Raw genomic sequence first — 20,263 nt, forward strand, 5'->3', positions numbered from 1 at the left:
GACTGGGACTAATTCCTAATCCTGATTCCATCTTCCTCCAATACAACCAGATGTTTTTTGTACAAATCTCCCACAGCCTTTTTGAAGGTTTTCTTGCTGACACCGAAAGTTGCATAGATTTCTTCTGCCGGACTCTTGTCATTCAAAGCTATCCGTCCGCCCTGTTCACGGATATAGTCCAGCAGCGTAGCTGAGAAATCTTCTACTTTAGCCTGCCCCGGTTTTTGAAGCAGCAGGTCTATCTTGCCGTCTTCACGTACCTGCTTCACATAGGCTTTCATCCTCATGCCCGTGTGCAGTGGCTGAAATATCTCGCTCTCATATAGCAAGCCGCTATATTCATCGTTGATGATCGCCTTGAATCCCAAATCCGTCTTCTGCCAAATCAGGATATCCACCTCCTGCCCCGACTCATAGGCGGCCTTCTCTTTGGAAAGATAACGGTCTACCTTGGCCGATGCCACGATACGATAGCTTTCATCATCCAAATGGGCATGAACCACATACTTCTTTCCCACCTGCATCTTCATTTTCTGTTCGCGGAAGGGGACGAAAAGATCCTTCATCAATCCCCAGTTAAGGAAAGCACCATACTGGTTTATCCACGCCACCTCCAAGCAGGCAAACTGCCCGACCTGCACTAACGGTGTCAGAGTAGTGGCTACCAGACGTTCTTCGTTATCAAGATATATAAAAACGTTCAGTTTGTCTCCCACCTTACAGTCTTGGGGGACATAACGCGACGGAAGCAGAATTTCACCTTCTTCGCCACCGTCCAGATACATGCCGAAGGCTACCTCCTTCACCACTTCCAGCGTATTGTACTTTCCTAACTCAATGCTCATAGTTTCTTACTTATCTTCATTTTCCCAACAAAGATAAGTAATTTAGGTACAATACAGCAGTTCGGAAAGAAGAAATAACTTTTTGCTCTAAAAGATAACTTTTTTCTATGAACAACTCTCTTCAAAAAGGGTTATCTTTGTATCGTGACAATCAGCAAGAAAAGATATTACTCACCTTTAAATAAAAAAGATTATGGAATTTCTGACAAATGACAAATTGACAATCGTCGGCGCAGCCGGCATGATCGGTTCAAACATGGCACAGACTGCAATCATGATGCATCTCACTCCCAACCTATGTCTGTACGACCCTTATGCTCCCGGACTGGAAGGTGTGGCCGAAGAGCTGTTCCACTGCGGATTCGAAGGAATGAACATCACATTTACCTCCGATATCAAAGAAGCGCTGACCGGTGCCAAGTATGTGGTATCATCAGGCGGTGCCGCCCGCAAGGCCGGCATGACCCGCGAAGACCTTTTGAAAGGCAATGCCGCTATTGCCGAAGAATTCGGCAAGAATGTAAAAGCCTACTGTCCGGATGTGAAGCACGTGGTTGTCATTTTTAACCCTGCCGACATCACCGGTCTGATTACCCTATTGTATTCCGGCCTGAAACCTTCACAAGTGACCACACTGGCTGCCCTCGACAGCACCCGCCTGCGCAGTGAACTTTCCAAGCACTTCGGCATCGCCCCCGACAAAATCGAAAATTGCCGTACCTACGGCGGTCATGGTGAACAGATGGCTGTATATGCCTCTACCGCCAAGGTGGACGGTAAACCGTTACTTGATATCATCGGTACCCCTGCCCTGACTAAAGAACAGTGGGTCGAAATCCAGACTAAGGTAACCAAAGGCGGTGCCAACATCATCGCCCTCCGTGGACGTTCTTCCTTCCAGAGTCCGGCATACGTCTCTATCGAAATGATAGCTGCAGCGATGGGTGGCAAACCGTTCCGCTGGCCTGCCGGTACATATGTACACAGCCACGGCTTCGACCACATCATGATGGCAATGGAAACTGAAATTACAAAAGACGGTGTACACTATAAGGAACTGAACGGCACGCCCGAAGAAGAAGCCAAACTGAAAGAAAGCTATGCCCATCTCTGCACACTTCGTGACGAGGTGATAGAAATGGGTGTACTGCCTGCCATCAAAGACTGGCACAGCATCAATCCGAATATCGACTGATGTCTTCGATAGCAAATGATTTTTAGAAGTAAGGTGCCTCGCTCCATAGAGCAAGAGGCACCTTTTTTAGATATTTTTCCTCAAAAAGCCTTGCGGTATAAAAAAAAACTCTTTATCTTTGCACCCGCAAACGAAAAAGGTGCCATAGCTCAGTTGGTAGAGCAAAGGACTGAAAATCCTTGTGTCCCCGGTTCGATTCCTGGTGGCACCACTTTTTAAGAAGGCAAAACGATGTAAATCCCTGAATTTCAAAGAAGTTTGGGGATTTTTCTTTTCCAAGAGTAAGCAAAATTAGTGGGATTGAAGCAAACTATACGTCCTTATTCAAGGGACTGTTTTCAAAAGCCCGAAATGTTCCACTGCGAGGTATTTACTTCATTCTTTTACAGCACGTTGCACTATTTTACATAACAGGGTTCTCGGTTCGATTTCCTAACTTTGTATCATTAAAAATCGAGCCGTATGGAAAGAAAAAGATTCAGCGTGTTGTTCTTCATCAAGCGTAGCAAACTGTTAAAAAACGGGGAAGCACCCGTGCGTGTGCGTGTCACTTATGACCGCCTATACGTGGAACTTCAACTAAAGCGGAGCGTAAAAGTCCCACTTTGGTCACAGGAAAAAGAGAAATCGACAGGCAAAGACCGCAATTCCGTGGAACTAAACCATTACATTGACGCCCTGCGTGTGAAATTCTATCAGATTTACCAAGACTTGGAACTGGAGGGAAAGATTATCTCCGCACGTGCCATAGTGAACCGCTATCAGGGAAAGGACGAGACTTTCAAGACATTGTATAATGTATTCAAGGAACACAACGACAACTGCCGGAAGCTAATCGGGACGGACTATGCCGACATCACCGTAAGACGTTACGACAATTGCCTTAAATACCTCATGGAACTGGTTAAACGGGATTACAAGGTAGATGATATGTTACTGCGTGAGGTAAACGGGGAACTGGTACGCAAATTCGATTTATACCTAAAGACGGAGAAGCATTGCGCACAGAATACCGTTATCCGGTACATGAAATGTTTTAAGAAAGTGATAAACCTTGCCATTGCCAACGAGTGGCTGACAAAGAACCCGTTTGCCGGAATCAAGTTTCACGAGGTGGAGGTAAACAAACAGTTCCTAAGCCAAGCCGAGATAAACCGGATATGGCAGAAAGAGTTCAGGATTGAACGGCTGGAACTGGTACGGGATGTCTTTATCTTCTGCGTATATACCGGGCTGGCATTCATAGACGTGTATAACTTGCGCCCCGAACACGTTTCAGAGGACAGCAACGACAACCTGTGGATAGTGAAACCCCGTGAAAAAACAAACAACCTCTGTAACATCCCGCTTTTGAGCATTCCCAAACAGATACTTGAAAAGTATAAGGATAACCCCTACTGCATGGATAAAGGAACTTTGTTGCCCGTTCCCTGCAATCAGAAGATGAACAGCTACCTGAAAGAGATTGCCGACCTGTGCTGTATTAAAAAGAACCTGACCACGCACACAGCCCGGCACAGTTTCGCTTCGGTTATCGCACTGGCTAACAACGTGTCACTGCCGAACGTGGCTAAAATGCTGGGGCATTCATCCACCCGAATGACGCAGCATTATGCGAAAGTATTAGACCAAACGATACTAAGGGATATGCAAGCCGTTGAGAAACAGCTATCCGTATAACCACGAAGAAGCCAGCAACACGGTTTTCAAGAAAACGTAATTGCTGGCTTTTAATCAAACAATATAGAAAACAAGACAGCTATATTTCAATACTTCAATATTTCAAGAAAGCAAGACATCAATAAAACAAGATTTCATGTTTTCAAGATTTCATTTTCTGTAATGTCTTTCCAGCAGGTCTAAAATCTCGCTTTCACGATAGATGATTTTTCCCGGAAGCTGCACGTAGCCCAGCAGCCCCGTGTCCCTGTAATCCTGCAACGTCCGTTTGCTGATGCAAAGCCGCCTGCACACCTCATCACCCGTCAGGTAGTGTTCACCGTTCAATACCGGGCGATAGTTCATTACCACGTACTCCACGTTTTCCAGCACCCTGTCGAGGGAGGAAAACAGTACCAGCGTGGTTTCGGAATCTTTCGTTATCAAATCCATACGCCTACTTTTTAGAATTGTCCCTTACTTGGTCGAGCAGAAAGGCTTCCACGTCCGAAGCCTTGTAGTAAATCTTATTGTTAATCTGCGAATAAGGCAGTTTTCCCGTATCACGGTAAGTCTGCATCGTCCGGGCTGAAACGTTCAGCAAACGGCAAGTCTCGCAGTTATCCAGCCACTTGTCACGCTTCCTGCGTAAAGGCACGCAGAGCGCATCCACACGACCCACAAAATTTTCAAACCTCTGTTTCCATAGTTCAAACGTTTTCTTTTCAATCGTCACTATTTCCATAACCGATATATTTATTCTTGTCAATACTCCGTTTTTCTTCACTGGTGCAAATATATAAGGCTGAATGACAGGTTGTTTCTTCCTGTCCGCAAATGACCTTACGTGTCCGAAAATGTCCACCGCCAACCCAACAACAACACGAAAGAAATGAACCGATAACAAAAAACCTGTTTTTTCTCCACTCCCTAAATAAGTAAGGTAATGAACACAAAGCCGTTTTCCATTTGCCGACATTAATTTGGCGCAGAGCGAAGCAAAGCGATTCCAAACGGCTGACGCTTTGTTTTTTACCGATTTTTCTTATTTTATTTGTGGTGCTAATTCAAAAAACAAGCACCTATGAACAATCCTTTCGAAGAAATTTTCAAGCGGCTGGAGAACATCGAAAAGATGATTGCCCCGGTCACGGGCGCACAGCCCGAAGAACGGCAGGACGGAAAAGAGCCTGTGTTAGTCAAAATATCCGTTGCCAGCGGCATAACCGGGTATTCGGTCAATTACCTGTATCATTTAGCCAGCAAGGGGATGATACCGTGTGTCAAGCGTGGGCGTACCCTGCGTTTCGACATGGAGGAACTCAAAAAGTGGATGCAGCAGCAGTATGTCCCGGCTTCTAACAGACTTCCCGATGAAAAAGAAAAGAAGTGATGAAACACGGCATATCGAGGGCTGGCAGTCCAAGAACGAGCGCATCGAAAGCCTGTTGAACGTCCTGTATGATTTCCGGTTCAACACCGTAAAGAGCCGGACGGAATACCGGGCTGCGGGTTCTTCGGACTTGTACCAGCCCGTTACAAAATTCGCCCTGAACACTTTCAGGCGCAGGCTGGACGCAACGGCTGACATTGCCACCTCGACCGACAACATACGCATGATACTGGAAAGCGACTTCGCAAGAAAGGCTCACCCCATACAGGAGTATTTCAATGCCCTGCCCTTACTGAATCCTGCCGAACACGGGCATATCGGCAGGCTTCTGAACACGGTACAGGTAGCCAACCCCGGCAAATGGGAGGAATATTTCACGAAATGGCTTATCGGTGTGGTAGCCAACGCGATGAACGACACAGGGTGTCAGAACCATACCTGTTTGGTGCTGACCGGGGATAGGCAGGGGCAGTTCAAATCGTGGTGGCTGGACAACCTTTGCCCGACACCGCTTAAGAACTACCTGTTCACCGGGAAGATAGACCCGCAGGGCAAAGACATCCTGACACTGATAGCCGAATACCTGTTCATCAACATTGACGACCAGCTAAAGGAACTCAACAAGCAGAACGAGAACGCATTGAAGAACCTTATCACCACCCCGGCGGTGAAGTACCGCAGACCGTATGATATTTACATAGAGGAATACCCCCACCTCGCCAGCTTCATGGCTTCGGTGAACGGCAACGAGTTCCTGACCGACCCGACAGGCAGCAGGCGTTTTTTGCCGTTCGAGGTGCTGCACATAGACAAGCCCACGGCAGAAAGTATTCACATGGATAACGTCTATTCCGAAATTATGTACCTGTACCGTCAGGGCGTGCGCTACTGGTTCAATGATGCGGAGATTGAAGAACTGCACCTGACAAATGCGGAATTTGAGGTACAGACAATCGAGTTTGAGATGCTGACACAATACTTTGAGAAGCCGACAGAGGAGGAAGAAGCCCTGTTCTTCATGACAACGGCACAGGTACTCGCATACCTGCGTAATATATCCCCCGTCCAGCTATCCGAAAAAAGGCTGGGCGAATCATTGCGGAAAATCGGTTTCAAGCGGGTACAGAAGCGCATCAACAACAACCATTATCCGGTATATGGGTACAGGATAAAGCCCGTTCCGGCTTCCCGTACAGGGGATGATTACGGGTAGAACCGGAATGTAGTAGCTTCTACATATTGTTTGATACATACATAACAATTTAATAAACAATAGTTTACCAATTATGTAGTATGAAGTAAGATAGAATCCCAAACTTTTGGAAAATCCGGGAAAAAGAAAAAACGGCAATATAATATATAGAATATATTTATTCCTTTTTTAAAGGATAAATAATTACTATGTTACTACATGTACTACAATCCGTTGAAAAAGAAAAAGATAGATGTAGTAGTGTCCCGTGCTTCTTCTTACTCGCTTCTTGCTTCATTATTACTATCGTTAAATAAAAAAATAAAGATTATGACCTACAAGGAAGCCAACAATATCAGTATCAAGGATTACCTGAACTCTTTGGGAATCCAGCCCGTCACGGAAAAAGGAAGTTACGGGATGTACCGCAGCCCCTTACGGGAGGACAACACGCCGAGTTTCAAGGTGGATTATAACGCCAATCTATGGTGTGACTACGGAACTGGCGAGGGCGGGACGCTCATCGACCTTGTGATGAAGCAGAACGGGTGCAACGCCTACGGTGCTATCTGCCGACTGGAGCAGGACGACACTACCTCTTTTTCCTTTCACGGGAAAGACCTGCCCGAAAGGGACACGAAAAGGCAGGCAGCCAGCCCGATAGAGATACGCAGAATACAGCCGTTACAGAATCCGGCACTCATGCGCTACTTGCAGGAAAGGGGGATTTCCCCCGGAACGGCAGCCCCATACGTGCAGGAAATGTATTACCGCATCGGTGGCAAGCCTTATTTTGCGCTGGCGTTCAGGAATGATTCAGGAGGTTACGAGCTTCGCAATCCCCGTTTCAAGGGCAGCACATCGAAAGACATCACCCATATAAGGCAGCAGGGAGAGCCGAGAGAGAAATGTTTGGTATTCGAGGGCTTTATGGACTATCTTTCTTTCCTCACACTCCGGATGAAGAACTGTCCGACCATGCCCGACCTTGACAGGCAGGATTATGTCATACTCAACTCTACCGCCAATGTGCCGAAAGCCATTGACGTACTGTTCCCGTATAAACGCATCCACTGCATGCTCGACAATGACGAAGCAGGATTTCGGGCAACACAGGCTATCGCTTTGGAATATTCCTACCGTGTGCGTGACTTCTCGGACAATTACAGGGGTTATTCGGACTTGAACGACTATCTGTGCGGCAGGAAACAGGAACAGAAAAACAGTACCAGCCAAGCGCAGGAAATAAAGCAGGAAACCGGGCAACGTGCCACCCCAAAACAGAAAAGGGGCAGAGGCATTTAGTCCGGCAGGATTACCAACGGTAAACGGTATGATTAGGGAGAGCAAGGTTATGTTTCGGTAGACCGAAACACCTTGCTTTGCTTGACAGCAAAGAAAATTTCTCCCGTTGGTCGCAATTTTTAAGATACCACCTAAAAGCAAAAACGTATGACAGGGACAAGGAACAAACCGGGAGGTCGCCCGGCAAAAAGCCGGATAGACAAGCAGAACCGGGTAGTCAGCACGAAACTGACCGAGTTACAGTTCTACGCAATCAGGAAGCGAGCCACCGAAGCCGGGCTGCACGTCAGCGAGTACGTCCGGCAGGCTGTCGTTTCGGCAGAGGTAACGCCTCGGCTGAACAGGCAGGATGCGGACACTATCCGCAGGCTGGCGGGCGAAGCCAACAACATCAACCAGTTGGCGCACCGGGCGAATGCCGGAGGGTTCGCACTGGTAGCCGTGGAACTGGTGAAACTCAAAAACAGGATTGTTGAAATCATAAACCAACTGTCGGATGATTGGAAAAATAAAAAAGGGAAGCGGATTTAAAGGCTGCGTGAACTATGTACTCGGCAAGGAACAGGCGGCTTTGCTTCATGCGGAGGGAGTGTTAGCCGAAAGCAACCGGGACATCATACGCAGTTTCATACTGCAAGCCGGGATGAACCCCGACCTGAAAAAGCCAGTCGGACATATTGCGCTAAGCTATTCCCCGGTGGACGCACCCAAGCTGACAGACGGGAAAATGGTACAGCTTGCGCAGGAGTACATGCGTGAAATGAAAATCACCGATACGCAGTACATCATCGTGCGCCACCAAGACCGGGAACATCCGCACGTGCATATCGTGTTCAACCGCATAGACAACAACGGCAAGACCATTTCGGACAGGAACGACATGTACCGCAACGAGCAGGTATGCAAGAAGCTGAAAGCCAAACACGGGCTTTATTTCGCTAAAGGCAAGGAGCATGTAAAGCAGCACCGTTTGAGAGAGCCGGACAAATCCAAATACGAGATTTACAATGCCGTAAAGGATGAAATCGGGAAATCAAGGAACTGGCAGCAGTTACAAACCCGGCTGGCAGAAAAGGGTATCGGGATTCATTTCAAGTACAGGGGACAGACTGGCGAAGTACAGGGCATATCCTTTTCCAAAGGCGAATACACGTTCAAGGGTTCGGAGATAGACCGCAGTTTCAGTTTCTCCAAGCTGGATAAATGTTTCGGGGATGCGGGGCTGAACACTACCGAAAGCAACCGACAGACGGTTTCCGCACCTGTTCAGGAGCTATCGCAGACACTGGGCAAAATCGACAGTCCGTTACTGGCAGACTTGGGCGGTCTGTTCTCCGCCCCGTCCTCTCCGGCTGATGAAACGCCCGACAATCCCGGTGAAAGAAAAAAGAAGAAAAAGAAACGACACTTAAAATTATAGGGACATGGAAAATAACTTAATTTTGGAGGGGCTTCTCTCCATGGTTACGGAACTGAAAGAACGGCAGGAGAAGCAGGTAACGCCAGCCAGCCGGGAGGAAACGATTAACCGACTGGACGTTATCGAACAGCGCATTTCGGAAATGCAAGGTAAATCCGGCATTACTGAAAACATGGCGCAGGAGATTCTAAACCAAATCGGCAGTATCGGAAAAGGGCAGTCCGAGAACCAAAAACAAGACCTTGAAGATATAAAGGGGCTTATCGTGACCTCGCACCGATATTTCAAGGAGCGGTTAAAGGTGTTGTTCCCGGCTGATGATACACCGACCGGAGAAACAACGCCCGTTTCATGGCATGACAAACTGATATACCGGGTAACTCCCTACCTGAAGCCCAAGTTCTTTCTTCTTTCAGCAGGTTTTATTATCTGTATCACTTCGCTAATCTTGAATATTCGTTTTACGGAACGGATGCATCGGTTACAGGACAACGATATAAAATACCGCTATATCCTGATGAAAGGAAAGGCAGACGGCAGCAGCCTTGATTTGCTGGAAACGAAGTTCAGCCGGGAACGGGACAACGCTTTCATCCGAAGCCTGACCGATTCGGTGAAAGGCTTTGAATACCGCAGCAGGAAACAGGCAGAAGCGTTGGAACGGGCAAGACTGTTGAACGAGCAAGCCGAGCAGTTAAGGGAGGAAGCCGACAAATTAGGCAAACCATAAACCAAAAGCAAAGCCGGAGCAGAACCGCCCCGGCTTTTTAATTCACTTCTTTTTCTTTGTGCAGTGTTCTTTCTCGAACTGGCGCAGCGTGGTAACGCTGAACCGCTCCTTGATGAACTCCCGGACATCGGAAGCCTTGTAGTACACTTTTCCGCTGATTGTGAAGTACGGCAGCGCACCGATAGCCCGGTAGCGTTGCAGGGTCTTGATACTCACCTTGAAGAGCAGGCACAAGTCCTGATTATCCAGCAGGTTGTCATCTTCGGGCAGCACCCTGTCGGCATTGCGCAGTACCCGTACATCCTTGCAGAGTTCTTCCAGTTTGGCGTACAGCTTCTGCATCCATACGCTGAAATCGTCATTCTCTATATACATGATTGCTTCATTTTTCTGATTATACATTATGGTCTGTCAATCGATTGATGAAGCAAAGTTCAGAAAACAGGCGCAAAGAAATTACGGGGGAACTAATGGAATCCCCTATAAATAAATCATAAGCCGTTGGTTATCTGTACCCTTTCTTTTCATGTTCCTTGCGGATAAGCTCTGCCAGTCCATTAAGAAACTCTGTGATTTTACCCGGCTTGCGTTTTATCACGTCCTCATGCTTTTGGTGGCAGTCGCTTATCTTGATGTTGAACAGCCATTCAAAGGCTTTGGACAAATCCACCAGGTAGGCGGGCTTGCCGTTCTGATATACGATTTCTTTGGAGAGGAACAGACCGCTGACCATTTCCATGATGTTGATAAGAGTAGTCTTGTCAGCGAGGAAAAGAGGGGAAAGGGCTTGTTTGTTGACGGGTTGCTGTAACTGTTCCGGGTACTTGATATGCCACTCGATAAGGCGTATTTCGGTGTTCAAAAGTCCTATCGCTTCATCAATTAGATACAGATAGGGCATTTTTTTCTTGCTCAAACCGTACACGATACGATTTAAGACGGTGCAAACCAAAGGAAAAATAATGCAGTGATACGCTATAATCCTGTTCGTTGATACTAAAATTGGCTACATGCGTAGCCAATTCCTCGATAGCTTCTGCCAACTCGGAAACAGAAACTGTACGCTGCGAGTATTCCGATAATAAACGGAAAAATCTCTGTTGTAATACACTTTCCATGTAGTGTTGAAATTATATTATTAATCGTCTTTGTTTTTCATTTTCACATATCCATTTGCATAATTCCCTATAATATTGTGATTATCATCATAAATATAGCCATTGGAATAATATCCTTTAAGTATTCTCTTTGAACTATAAATATATCCGTTAGTATAATTACCAATCGTTTCACCTTGCTTGTCAAATATATATCCATTTCGATAGGTAATCAATGACGTTTTGCATGAACCGAAACATAAAACACTCAGAATTAGTAACAATGTTCTCATATCATTTTTGAATTAGTATCTAAATCTTGATGTATCAATCTTTTTTACCTCTTTTTTCTTATATCCACCAAAGCGATAACTGAAATGTAGAGTAAATGCTCGTGAATAAAATCCGCTATTCATATTCAAGTTTTGCTCCTTAAAACGAACTCGTGTTGCAGGCATTCCCGTATCAAATATATCATTGCAACGGGCGGATAAGCTCAATTTGTCATTGGCGAAATTCCACCGTAATCCGGCAGTGAGATTAAAAATAGATTCTATATCAAATGTCCCTTGTATGACGGGCGTCTGTACATTTCCCATCAGTTCGAAAGACAAATTCTTATTTACCTTAAACGTATTATCCAGTGTGCCGCTAAATACCCATTTCTTACGATTGAAAGGAATGTCGAAAAAATTATCACAGCGTTGGTGCATTTGCATACCGACTAAGGTCAATCGGGAATCCAGCCAGTTTCCTGCCTTAAAAGGCAATATGATATTTGCGCCCCATACCTGCATATAGTTCCAATTTGTATTTTTATAGATTAGTGCCAGCCTGTCAGTCGATTGATAGGCGGCTTGAGTGAAATAATCTGAGGTGTACGTGAAAAACAAACCAAAGATGTATTTCTGCTTCCATATATAATTCCCATTCAGGTTATAGTTTGTCATCGGTTTCAACCCCGGCGTTCCCCATAATTCTGTATATCCATTAAGATAACTGACGGAAGATTGCATATCCCAATAGCTTGGATAAGTTTTGTCCGTAGATAATGAAAGTTGAAACATATGTTTCGGTGTTTTAAAGTAAATCAATGATGCTTGTGGGTAAACTGCCCATTTATGATAATTGCCAATCGTATAATATTCTCCCGTAGCAGAAACGGATAAAGACGTACCTGTTGTATAGTTTTTGCTCAATGATACATAAAAGCTGGTAGTTTGTTCTCTTAGATTGGAATATGTGTTTTGAGTTTGAATGTTACCTGTCACTTTATCATAAGTTTGGAAATCAATGTCTTTAGCAAATCGGTAGGAAACTCCATAACCCAGATTCCATCTTTTGGGTAAAGACTGTTTCCGGTCTGCATAGATAGAATAGCGATCTATCTTTTGTCCGCCAACCATAGAGAAACAACTCTGATTTCCATCTTGATAATTTGCGTATAGCCTTTGATTATTATTGGAAGTATAATGTGTATAATCACCACCTATTTCAATTCCGAACCCCAAATGATATTGCAATGTAATATTGTGCATTTGATTGTCAACATATTTATCCACATTGCTGGTTTGGTAGTTGCCTGATGTCCGGCTGTTATTATGCTGGTCGGGGGTATAACTGCCTGTGTATGCTACATTGATATTGTTTTTGTTGTTGAAGTTATATTCAAAAGCTACTCTAAGGTCGTGCTTCCAGTACTTACTACGTAACTGTTCGTTTTGTATGATATGATGTGGTTCATCTTTTAGCGTATGTTTGGAATCAAGGTCTATGTATTCTATCTTTTTTACGTTATTTGCTCCGTACATTACATCAAAAGCCATTTTGGGAGTTGATAAACGAAAGTTTCCATTCATTCCCCCGTCATTGAAGTACTGGTTCTTATAGTCAGCACTTATCTCCCCCTGAAAAGAGTAATCGTTTGCATGCTTTAAAACAAGATTAATGACTGCTCCCCGTACATGATATTCAGGAGGTGCGCTATACATCACTTCCGCTTTTTCTACACGATTCACCGGAGTATTGCGCAAAATTGTTTCAAGCTGTCCGGCATCCATTGTGGTAGGTTTCCCATTTAGAATAACAGTCAGTTTTCCTGCTCCAGCCAAAGTTAGTATTCCTCTGTCTTCTTGCACTCCCGGTATTTTTGTCAATGCTTCATACGCATTGTTTACGAGTTGATTTTGGGTAAGAACAGCAAGATTATATCCTAAAAGTCCATTCTCCACTTTTACAAAAGGACGTTCCGCCTTTATGATAACTTCATCCAAAGCATAGTCTTTAGGTTGAAGTTGAATAATTCCGGCATCATTTCCCTTACCTGTCATCTGTTTTGTTTCATACAAAAGGTGTTGTATTATCAATCGGTATTCTTCCTGTTGGCTTTTAAAAACGAATATGCCGTCAGCATTGGAAATGGATGCGCCTATATAAGTCGAATCCATTGTTTGCAAAATAATAGTCGCACCGTCTATAGGCAGTTGTTTGTCATCTATTATTTTTCCGTTAATCGTTTGCCCCCAAGCGACTGTTTGAGAGCAACCTAAAAATAGGTAGAAAAATGTCAATGTTATTATTTTATTTAATCGCATCATACGAATTCAGTTTATTGATTACAAGACTACTAAAAGGTAAAAAAAACTCCTGCACCAAAGAACCATTCCCATTTTTTTTGTATTATGTTATATTGGTAGTTCGTTTGGGATTTAATAATGGCATGTTTACCTATCTCATATGAAAATCCTGCTCCTACCTTATAAGGGATAGAAGTTGCCGGAAGTATCACACTACGTTTTTTGTCCAGTGTATAGCTTCCATATACACTAAAATGTAATTTCTTGTTTAAAGGAATAGTCATGTTTGTTTTTTGTTGAATCTTTATAAGAGGGAGATTTTTATCTATCCGACTATTTCTCATAAGGCTTTTGCATTTTAGATTTCCATTCAATAGATTATTGTTATGATTTAATTTGTAGTGAAACGTTGTGGCGCACTCAATATTTACTACATTCGGAAAATCTTCTTTAAAATCAATATCTAACCTAAAATCATCCCAGTACCTATTATCGTCTTTTGGCGAATGACCAATAATAGACTGTTCCAGTTCCCTTTTAAAAGCATCATCAATATGGATAGGCATTTCTCCTTTCAGCATTTTGGTCAATCGGACAGAATCGTTTGGAGTCCACCCGTTTTGTACTTGTGCATTGACTGAACGGGCGAGAAATAAAAAAAATAACAAAAATATTGCTGTCTTCCAAACGTTTGAAATTATCTGATTAGTCGCATCCACACTTCATTTAAGCCTTATCCGCTAATACATCTTCTTTAATTTTGGTATTGTACACAGTTCTTTGTGCTTACCAAGTGGTTTGTTCCAATGCCTCAGAGGTAAAGACAGGAATAGGAATATCGTTGTTACTACAACTTGTTAGACACGAGAGAGTACAGATAATAAATACGGAAAACATCATGTGAAAAGTAATTTTCTTCTTCATCTTATTGCTGTTTTAAGTAATTGAACATTGATTTCTTGAAATGGCAAAATACGGAAGAATAAAGAAAAAAGGTCTTGACAATTGTCAAGACCCCGCTATAATGGATGTTAAAGATTGGCTATTTCTCCAGTTTGCAACGGATGCATTTGTTCAGTTTGTGGCGGATGCGACTGATTGTTTCAGGTGTGACTTGTAAGAAAGAAGCCACTTCTTTCAACGTAATGTGCTCTTGAATGTCGGGGCATCTGTTCAATAAATCAAGATAAAGTTCTTCCGTAGTTTTACAGTACATATCCAATAATCTATGATACATCAACAAGTATGATTGTTCGACAAGCGTACACTTTATTTGCATGGTTTCGGCATTTGTCGTAAAGAATTCCTCTGCCGTTGAATACGGTAGATAGTAAATCTTTGAATCGCAAACAGCCTCAATAGTGACTAATGACGGTCGGTCGGGATTTATGAATGTACATAAACTCCCTGCAAATTCATTTGAAAAAGTATATCCTACTATATGTATATTTCCTCTTTCATCCACATGGATATATCTCAATAAGCCGTTTTCAATATAAGCCCCCCGGCGGTTCATTTTACCCTGAACAGAGAACTGTTCTCCCTTTTTGAGTTCGATATAAGTTCCATGCTCCAAGATGAAATGTTTTAATAATTCCAATCGGGAATGCTTACCGTATTGTGCATTGAAGTTCTTCATATGTTTGATATTGTTAGGAGATGATATTTTTACTAATCTCATGCTTATACAAAACTACAATAAAGTTGTAGTTTTACAAAGACATTATTGGCATTTAAAGGAATATAACTATTTTTGTAGCAGAGTATTGAAACAGTGGAAACATAAGGCAAATTAAAGAAATACGCTCGTTTCTATATCGTTACCCATTATTCTATATACTTCTTGTAAATACCTGTTATTCAATAGATAATATTCTTGTTTTCGTTTCCCGAAAAGATAATGTAATATTTGAAAATATACTAAATGCTAAAAAAACTTCTTGGATATATTGATAATTCCAAATAAATATCTACCTTTGCACGCAGAAATCGAACCTAAGACACAAAATTGTGTTGAACGGTGCAAAGTTGTGAAAACCTTATTCAAGGGACTAACATCGTAATGAAGATATAACTTATTGAGAAATAGTGCTATACAAACCGATTTTCGGTTGCTGGTGGCACCACTTTTCAAAAGCAATCGGAATGTAGCGCAGTTGGTAGCGCACTACGTTCGGGACGTAGGGGTCGGGCGTTCGAGTCGCCTCATTCCGACAGAAGGCGACAAACGAGCAAAATCGGTTGTCGCTTTTTCTTTTTCACCTTCACAAACCGCTGTAAATCTGCGGAAAATCTTAAAAACTTCATTCTCGTTTTCTGTTCGATAATCCATTATATAAACCTATAACAAAACAGTTGTCAAAAACAAAACTTTCCCGCTTTAAAAGTAAAAGAAGGTATTTCCATAGGTTTTATCTTTATAGCATGATACCCCTCATACTTTTGAAATATAAAATATGTATAAGTAGTGATTGGAAAATATAACACCACTTTGTTTATAAATGATTGCTGAATTGTATCATACCCTTGATAACAAAAAAAACTATTATTATTAAGCATTAAAGAAAATCTCATTCTCACCAAACCCTGATAATTAATGATATGTGGTAAACACTTACTTTGAAATAATACTCCCAAAGGAAAATGATACCCATTACTGTTAGAACCTTGGAAATACAAAATCTGAGATTGTGTATCATATAGGAATTCAAGTTCTTTCCCCGTATGTGTAAAACAATAAAACCCTGTATGAATAACCTCTATACCTTCAGATAGATTACATTTCGAATGGATAGCTGTATTTACTACTCTTAGCACTTCATGTCTATTTTGCGAATACAGTCCTACTATTGTAGTATATAAATCCATAATGATTACTTTTTTACCGTAAAAATAGCTTTTTATTTTAAAACAACTAAAATAAAATCTATTATTTTCTCAAAATCCACTATAAACTTGTTCGATAATTCGATAGTGCAGCCGACAGAAAAGGCTTAGCTTTTAGAAGTTAAGCCTTTTTTATTTCATCCCTCCTCTCCTCCGGTTTCCCGACCATAAGAGAGGGGGGGCAACGTAACAATCTGGGACCAACGTAAAAACCTGAGGGATTTTATTTCTATGCATATAATTTTTGTACAGTTTTTGATTGAAAGGGTGTCAGATTTGACAATTGCATATCTATTCTATATTATATCAACATTTACCAAAGACATACGGAAACAATCTCCAATAACGTAAAAGAACAAACAAGACTCCAACAAAGAGAACAAAAACAACATATACAGTACACCCGATGTATAAAAAGAATAAAAAAGCTCTCCTTTTTGCATATTCTTTCCGAAATAATCCCTAATTTTGCACTACTCTTAGAATAATTATACAGAAAATGAAGAAAAAAGCCAATCGGTTAGACGCCATCAAGATGATTATCTCAAGCAAAGACGTCAGTTCTCAGGAAGAACTGTTGCAAGCTTTGAGCAAGGAAGGCTTTGAACTGACACAAGCCACCTTGTCACGCGACTTGAAACAGCTGAAAGTAGCGAAAGCAGCGAACATGAACGGTAAATACGTATATGTGCTGCCCAACAACATCATGTATAAACGTTCGAACGACCAGAGTGCAAGTGAAATGCTGATGACAAGCGGATTCGTTTCACTTCAATTTTCGGGCAATATTGCCGTCATCCGTACCCGGCCCGGATATGCCAGCAGCATGGCCTACGACATCGACAACCGAGAGTGTCCCGCCATTCTGGGTACCATTGCCGGAGATGACACCATCATGCTGGTGGTGCACGAAGCAGCGTCACATGACGAGGTACGCAGCTTCCTATCGCAAATCATCCCGAACATTAAATGATAGATAACAACAAAAAACAAGAAATTAAATAAGAAATGGATTCGAAACAAATTGATGTGATGGTGGCTGACGCCTCACATGAAGTTTACGTAGACAAGATTTTGGATACCATCCGGGAAGCTGCCAAGGTACGCGGAACGGGCATCGCAGAACGCACACACGAATACGTAGCTACTAAAATGAAAGAAGGAAAGGCCATCATAGCCTTGTGTGGAGATGATTTTGCCGGTTTCACCTACATAGAGAGCTGGGGTAACAAGCAATATGTAGCAACCTCCGGTTTGATAGTACACCCCAAATATCGGGGACTGGGGCTGGCAAAACGTATCAAGACCGCTTCTTTCCGCCTGGCACGCCTACGCTGGCCTAATGCTAAAGTTTTCAGTCTCACCAGCGGAGCTGCCGTCATGAAAATGAATACCGAGCTGGGATATGTGCCCGTCACCTTCAACGAACTGACCGATGACGAATCGTTCTGGAAAGGTTGCGAAGGCTGTATAAACCATGATATATTGGTAGCTAAGAACCGTAAATTCTGCATTTGCACAGCAATGCTTTACGACCCGAAGCTGCACGAAGAGGATAAAATATAAAAATACTAAGGATATGGAAAAGAAGAAGAAAGTAGTAGTCGCATTCAGCGGAGGTTTGGATACCTCGTTTACGGTGATGTATCTTACCAAAGAAAAAGGGTACGAAGTATATGCAGCTTGTGCCAATACGGGCGGTTTCAGTGCTGAACAGTTGAAGACAAACGAAGAAAATGCCTACAAGCTGGGCGCCAAAGAATACGTCACCCTCGACGTGACGCAGGAATACTATGAGAAAAGCTTGAAATACATGGTATTCGGCAATGTTTTGCGTAACGGCACCTATCCTATCTCTGTAAGTTCCGAACGTATCTTCCAAGCATTGGCCATTGCACGCTATGCCAACGAAATCGGCGCGGATGCCATCGCCCACGGTTCTACAGGTGCGGGTAACGACCAGATTCGTTTCGACATGACTTTCCTCGTCATGGCTCCGGGCGTGGAAATCATCACGCTGACACGCGACATGGCACTGAGCCGTCAGGAAGAGATTGATTATCTGAACAAACACGGCTTTGCCGCCGACTTCACCAAACTAAAATATTCCTATAACGTAGGTTTGTGGGGCACTTCCATTTGTGGTGGCGAGATTCTGGATTCCGCGCAAGGGTTGCCCGAAAGCGCCTATCTGAAACACTGCACCAAAGAGGGCAGCGAGCAGTTGCGCCTCACTTTTGAAAAAGGTGAGCTGAAAGCCGTGAACGACGAGACATTCGACGACCCCATCAAAGCCATCCAGAAGGTAGAAGAGATTGGTGCGGCATACGGTATCGGACGCGACATGCACGTAGGCGACACGATTATCGGTATCAAAGGCCGCGTAGGTTTCGAAGCTGCCGCACCTATGCTGATTATCGGAGCACACAAGTTCCTCGAGAAGTACACTTTGAGCAAATGGCAGCAATACTGGAAGGACCAGGTAGCCAACTGGTATGGCATGTTCCTGCACGAAAGCCAATATCTGGAACCAGTAATGCGCGACATCGAAGCCATGCTGGAATCCTCGCAACGCAACGTAAACGGTACGGCTATCCTCGAACTTCACCCGCTCTGCTTTTCTACCGTAGGTGTAGAAAGCAAAGATGACCTTGTGAAAAACAAGTTTGGCGAATACGGTGAGATGCAGAAAGGATGGACGGCAGAAGATGCCAAGGGCTTCATCAAAGTAACCTCCACAGCACTGCGTGCTTATTATTCAAATCATAAAGACGAGAAAATCTAAATGACCGGCAGGAAGCAAAAACTGACACGTCCCCGGACTGGAAGGATGCTTTCAGGCGTATGTGCAGGACTGGCAAACTTTTTCGGACTCGATGTCTCATTGGTGCGTATCGTTTATACGTTCGCCACGATCTTTACTGCATTTGCAGGCATACCCATATACATTATAATGCTAATTGTTATACCACAAGAACCAAATAGATATTATCAAAATGATTAAAGTAGGAATCATCGGCGGAGCCGGATACACGGCAGGCGAACTGATACGTTTGCTGCTCAACCATCCGGAAGCGGAAATCGTTTTCATAAACAGCTCAAGCAACGCCGGCAACAAAATTACCGACGTACACGAAGGACTGTACGGCGAAACAGACTTGGTATTTACCGACCAGCTCCCGCTGGAAGAAATCGACGTACTCTTTTTCTGTACGGCACATGGTGACACGAAGAAGTTCCTCGAAAGCCACAACGTGCCCGAGGAACTGAGAATCATCGACCTCTCCATGGACTACCGCATAGCCTCTCCCGAACACGACTTCATCTACGGCCTGCCGGAGCTGAACCGCCGTGCCACCTGCAAAGCGAAGCACGTAGCCAATCCGGGCTGCTTTGCCACCTGCATACAGCTGGGCCTGCTGCCGCTCGCCAAACATCTGATGCTGAACGATGATATCATGGTGAACGCCATTACCGGAAGTACCGGCGCCGGTGTGAAACCGGGCGCCACGAGCCACTTCAGCTGGCGCAACAACAACATGAGCGTCTACAAAGCTTTCGAGCACCAGCATGTGCCCGAAATCAAGCAATCGCTCAAACAGCTGCAGAACAGCTTTGATGCGGACATTGACTTCATCCCCTACCGCGGCGACTTCCCGCGCGGCATCTTCACCACCATTGTGGTGAAGACCAAAGTGGCCCTGGAAGAAATCGTCCGCATGTATGAAGAATATTACGCCAAAGATTCCTTTACCCACATCGTGGAGAAGAATATCGACCTGAAGCAAGTGGTAAACACCAACAAGTGCCTCATCCATCTGGAGAAGCATGGCGACAAACTGCTTATCATTTCCTGCATTGATAACCTCCTGAAAGGCGCCAGCGGACAAGCTGTCCATAACATGAATTTAATGTTTAACCTGGAAGAGACCGTAGGATTACGGTTGAAACCTTCTGCATTCTAA

The 20,263-nt window shown here is 43.8% G+C and carries 23 protein-coding genes and 2 tRNA genes; 15 read left to right on the plus strand and 10 right to left on the minus strand.

The window, feature by feature from the left end; translation table 11 throughout:
- Positions 1 to 8 precede the first annotated feature (8 nt).
- Positions 9 to 845, minus strand: a complete 837-nt coding sequence (locus DWX62_RS00430) for a S1-like domain-containing RNA-binding protein (RefSeq protein WP_005834783.1) — start codon at positions 843 to 845, stop codon at positions 9 to 11.
- A gap of 193 nt (positions 846 to 1,038) precedes the next feature.
- On the opposite strand from DWX62_RS00430, the gene DWX62_RS00435 reads away from it, so the two are divergent.
- The 3 genes from DWX62_RS00435 to DWX62_RS00445 all read left to right on the plus strand — a co-directional run bounded on the left by DWX62_RS00435 (position 1,039) and on the right by DWX62_RS00445 (position 3,720).
- Positions 1,039 to 2,040, plus strand: a complete 1,002-nt coding sequence (locus tag DWX62_RS00435) for a hypothetical protein (RefSeq protein ID WP_005825092.1) — start codon at positions 1,039 to 1,041, stop codon at positions 2,038 to 2,040.
- A gap of 138 nt (positions 2,041 to 2,178) precedes the next feature.
- Positions 2,179 to 2,251: transfer RNA gene (locus DWX62_RS00440), tRNA-Phe, on the plus strand.
- A 251-nt stretch (positions 2,252 to 2,502) separates the two neighbouring features.
- Positions 2,503 to 3,720, plus strand: coding sequence for a site-specific integrase (locus tag DWX62_RS00445; RefSeq protein ID WP_117963071.1), 1,218 nt, complete (start codon positions 2,503 to 2,505; stop codon positions 3,718 to 3,720).
- A gap of 150 nt (positions 3,721 to 3,870) precedes the next feature.
- On the opposite strand, the gene DWX62_RS00450 is transcribed toward DWX62_RS00445, so the two are convergent.
- Together DWX62_RS00450 and DWX62_RS00455 are read right to left on the minus strand one after the other, a co-directional pair.
- A complete protein-coding gene (locus DWX62_RS00450) occupies positions 3,871 to 4,152 on the minus strand; it encodes a helix-turn-helix domain-containing protein (protein ID WP_024988805.1) in 282 nt (93 codons plus the stop codon).
- Between the two features lie 4 nt (positions 4,153 to 4,156).
- A complete protein-coding gene (locus tag DWX62_RS00455; RefSeq protein ID WP_025815054.1) occupies positions 4,157 to 4,444 on the minus strand; it encodes a helix-turn-helix domain-containing protein in 288 nt (95 codons plus the stop codon).
- A 339-nt stretch (positions 4,445 to 4,783) separates the two neighbouring features.
- Between DWX62_RS00455 and DWX62_RS00460 the strand changes: the two genes are divergently transcribed.
- From DWX62_RS00460 to DWX62_RS00485, 6 genes are all read left to right on the plus strand, one after another.
- Complete coding sequence (locus DWX62_RS00460) at positions 4,784 to 5,092, plus strand: helix-turn-helix domain-containing protein (protein WP_024988792.1); 309 nt, start codon at positions 4,784 to 4,786, stop codon at positions 5,090 to 5,092.
- Positions 5,073 to 6,305 (plus strand): VapE domain-containing protein, encoded by a 1,233-nt coding sequence (locus DWX62_RS00465; RefSeq protein WP_117952102.1) that lies wholly within the window; start codon positions 5,073 to 5,075, stop codon positions 6,303 to 6,305. Before DWX62_RS00460 ends, DWX62_RS00465 begins: the two co-directional genes overlap by 20 nt.
- Before the next feature lie 309 nt (positions 6,306 to 6,614).
- A complete protein-coding gene (locus DWX62_RS00470; protein ID WP_025815052.1) occupies positions 6,615 to 7,589 on the plus strand; it encodes a toprim domain-containing protein in 975 nt (324 codons plus the stop codon).
- Between the two features lie 147 nt (positions 7,590 to 7,736).
- Positions 7,737 to 8,120 (plus strand): MobC family plasmid mobilization relaxosome protein, encoded by a 384-nt coding sequence (locus DWX62_RS00475; RefSeq protein ID WP_025815051.1) that lies wholly within the window; start codon positions 7,737 to 7,739, stop codon positions 8,118 to 8,120.
- Positions 8,086 to 9,009 (plus strand): relaxase/mobilization nuclease domain-containing protein, encoded by a 924-nt coding sequence (locus DWX62_RS00480; protein WP_120172522.1) that lies wholly within the window; start codon positions 8,086 to 8,088, stop codon positions 9,007 to 9,009. The genes DWX62_RS00475 and DWX62_RS00480 overlap by 35 nt, the downstream gene beginning before the upstream one ends.
- 4 nt (positions 9,010 to 9,013) lie before the next feature.
- The gene (locus tag DWX62_RS00485; protein WP_025815049.1) at positions 9,014 to 9,739 is read left to right on the plus strand and encodes a hypothetical protein; all 726 of its coding nucleotides are present in this window, start codon (positions 9,014 to 9,016) and stop codon (positions 9,737 to 9,739) included.
- A 42-nt stretch (positions 9,740 to 9,781) separates the two neighbouring features.
- On the opposite strand, the gene DWX62_RS00490 is transcribed toward DWX62_RS00485, so the two are convergent.
- From DWX62_RS00490 to DWX62_RS00520, 6 genes are all read right to left on the minus strand, one after another.
- Positions 9,782 to 10,114 (minus strand): helix-turn-helix domain-containing protein, encoded by a 333-nt coding sequence (locus DWX62_RS00490; protein WP_005646002.1) that lies wholly within the window; start codon positions 10,112 to 10,114, stop codon positions 9,782 to 9,784.
- Between the two features lie 130 nt (positions 10,115 to 10,244).
- Positions 10,245 to 10,664 carry an RteC domain-containing protein gene (locus tag DWX62_RS00495; protein WP_025815048.1) on the minus strand — a complete coding sequence of 140 codons (420 nt, stop codon included), beginning with the start codon at positions 10,662 to 10,664 and terminating at the stop codon, positions 10,245 to 10,247.
- Positions 10,618 to 10,857: a hypothetical protein gene (locus DWX62_RS22195; RefSeq protein WP_120172523.1), complete on the minus strand. Its 240-nt coding sequence runs from the start codon at positions 10,855 to 10,857 to the stop codon at positions 10,618 to 10,620. The genes DWX62_RS00495 and DWX62_RS22195 overlap by 47 nt, the downstream gene beginning before the upstream one ends.
- Before the next feature lie 284 nt (positions 10,858 to 11,141).
- Entirely contained in the window at positions 11,142 to 13,433 is a 2,292-nt protein-coding gene (locus tag DWX62_RS00510; protein ID WP_117887904.1) for an outer membrane beta-barrel family protein, read from the minus strand.
- Between the two features lie 29 nt (positions 13,434 to 13,462).
- The gene (locus tag DWX62_RS00515; RefSeq protein WP_025815045.1) at positions 13,463 to 14,131 is read right to left on the minus strand and encodes a hypothetical protein; all 669 of its coding nucleotides are present in this window, start codon (positions 14,129 to 14,131) and stop codon (positions 13,463 to 13,465) included.
- Between the two features lie 323 nt (positions 14,132 to 14,454).
- A complete protein-coding gene (locus DWX62_RS00520; RefSeq protein ID WP_025815044.1) occupies positions 14,455 to 15,051 on the minus strand; it encodes a Crp/Fnr family transcriptional regulator in 597 nt (198 codons plus the stop codon).
- 502 nt (positions 15,052 to 15,553) lie between these two features.
- Between DWX62_RS00520 and DWX62_RS00525 the strand changes: the two genes are divergently transcribed.
- Positions 15,554 to 15,626, plus strand: a tRNA-Pro gene (locus tag DWX62_RS00525).
- Positions 15,627 to 15,770: 144 nt separating this feature from the next.
- Here the strand turns inward: DWX62_RS00525 and DWX62_RS00535 are convergent.
- Positions 15,771 to 16,280 carry a hypothetical protein gene (locus DWX62_RS00535; RefSeq protein WP_098031853.1) on the minus strand — a complete coding sequence of 170 codons (510 nt, stop codon included), beginning with the start codon at positions 16,278 to 16,280 and terminating at the stop codon, positions 15,771 to 15,773.
- 517 nt (positions 16,281 to 16,797) lie between these two features.
- Between DWX62_RS00535 and argR the strand changes: the two genes are divergently transcribed.
- From argR to argC, 5 genes are read left to right on the plus strand one after another with little or no spacing between them, the layout of a single operon-like run.
- Entirely contained in the window at positions 16,798 to 17,271 is a 474-nt protein-coding gene (argR, locus tag DWX62_RS00540; RefSeq protein WP_005825113.1) for an arginine repressor, read from the plus strand.
- 35 nt (positions 17,272 to 17,306) lie between these two features.
- The gene (locus tag DWX62_RS00545; RefSeq protein ID WP_005825115.1) at positions 17,307 to 17,864 is read left to right on the plus strand and encodes a GNAT family N-acetyltransferase; all 558 of its coding nucleotides are present in this window, start codon (positions 17,307 to 17,309) and stop codon (positions 17,862 to 17,864) included.
- 13 nt (positions 17,865 to 17,877) lie between these two features.
- The gene (locus DWX62_RS00550; protein WP_005825117.1) at positions 17,878 to 19,083 is read left to right on the plus strand and encodes an argininosuccinate synthase domain-containing protein; all 1,206 of its coding nucleotides are present in this window, start codon (positions 17,878 to 17,880) and stop codon (positions 19,081 to 19,083) included.
- On the plus strand, positions 19,084 to 19,302 hold the full coding sequence (locus DWX62_RS00555) for a PspC domain-containing protein (RefSeq protein WP_117589163.1): 219 nt from the start codon (positions 19,084 to 19,086) through the stop codon (positions 19,300 to 19,302).
- Complete coding sequence (gene argC, locus DWX62_RS00560; RefSeq protein ID WP_005825122.1) at positions 19,295 to 20,263, plus strand: N-acetyl-gamma-glutamyl-phosphate reductase; 969 nt, start codon at positions 19,295 to 19,297, stop codon at positions 20,261 to 20,263. The genes DWX62_RS00555 and argC overlap by 8 nt, the downstream gene beginning before the upstream one ends.

The organism is Bacteroides sp. AF20-13LB (assembly GCF_003603065.1).
Classification (GTDB): Bacteria; Bacteroidota; Bacteroidia; order Bacteroidales; family Bacteroidaceae; genus Bacteroides; species Bacteroides uniformis.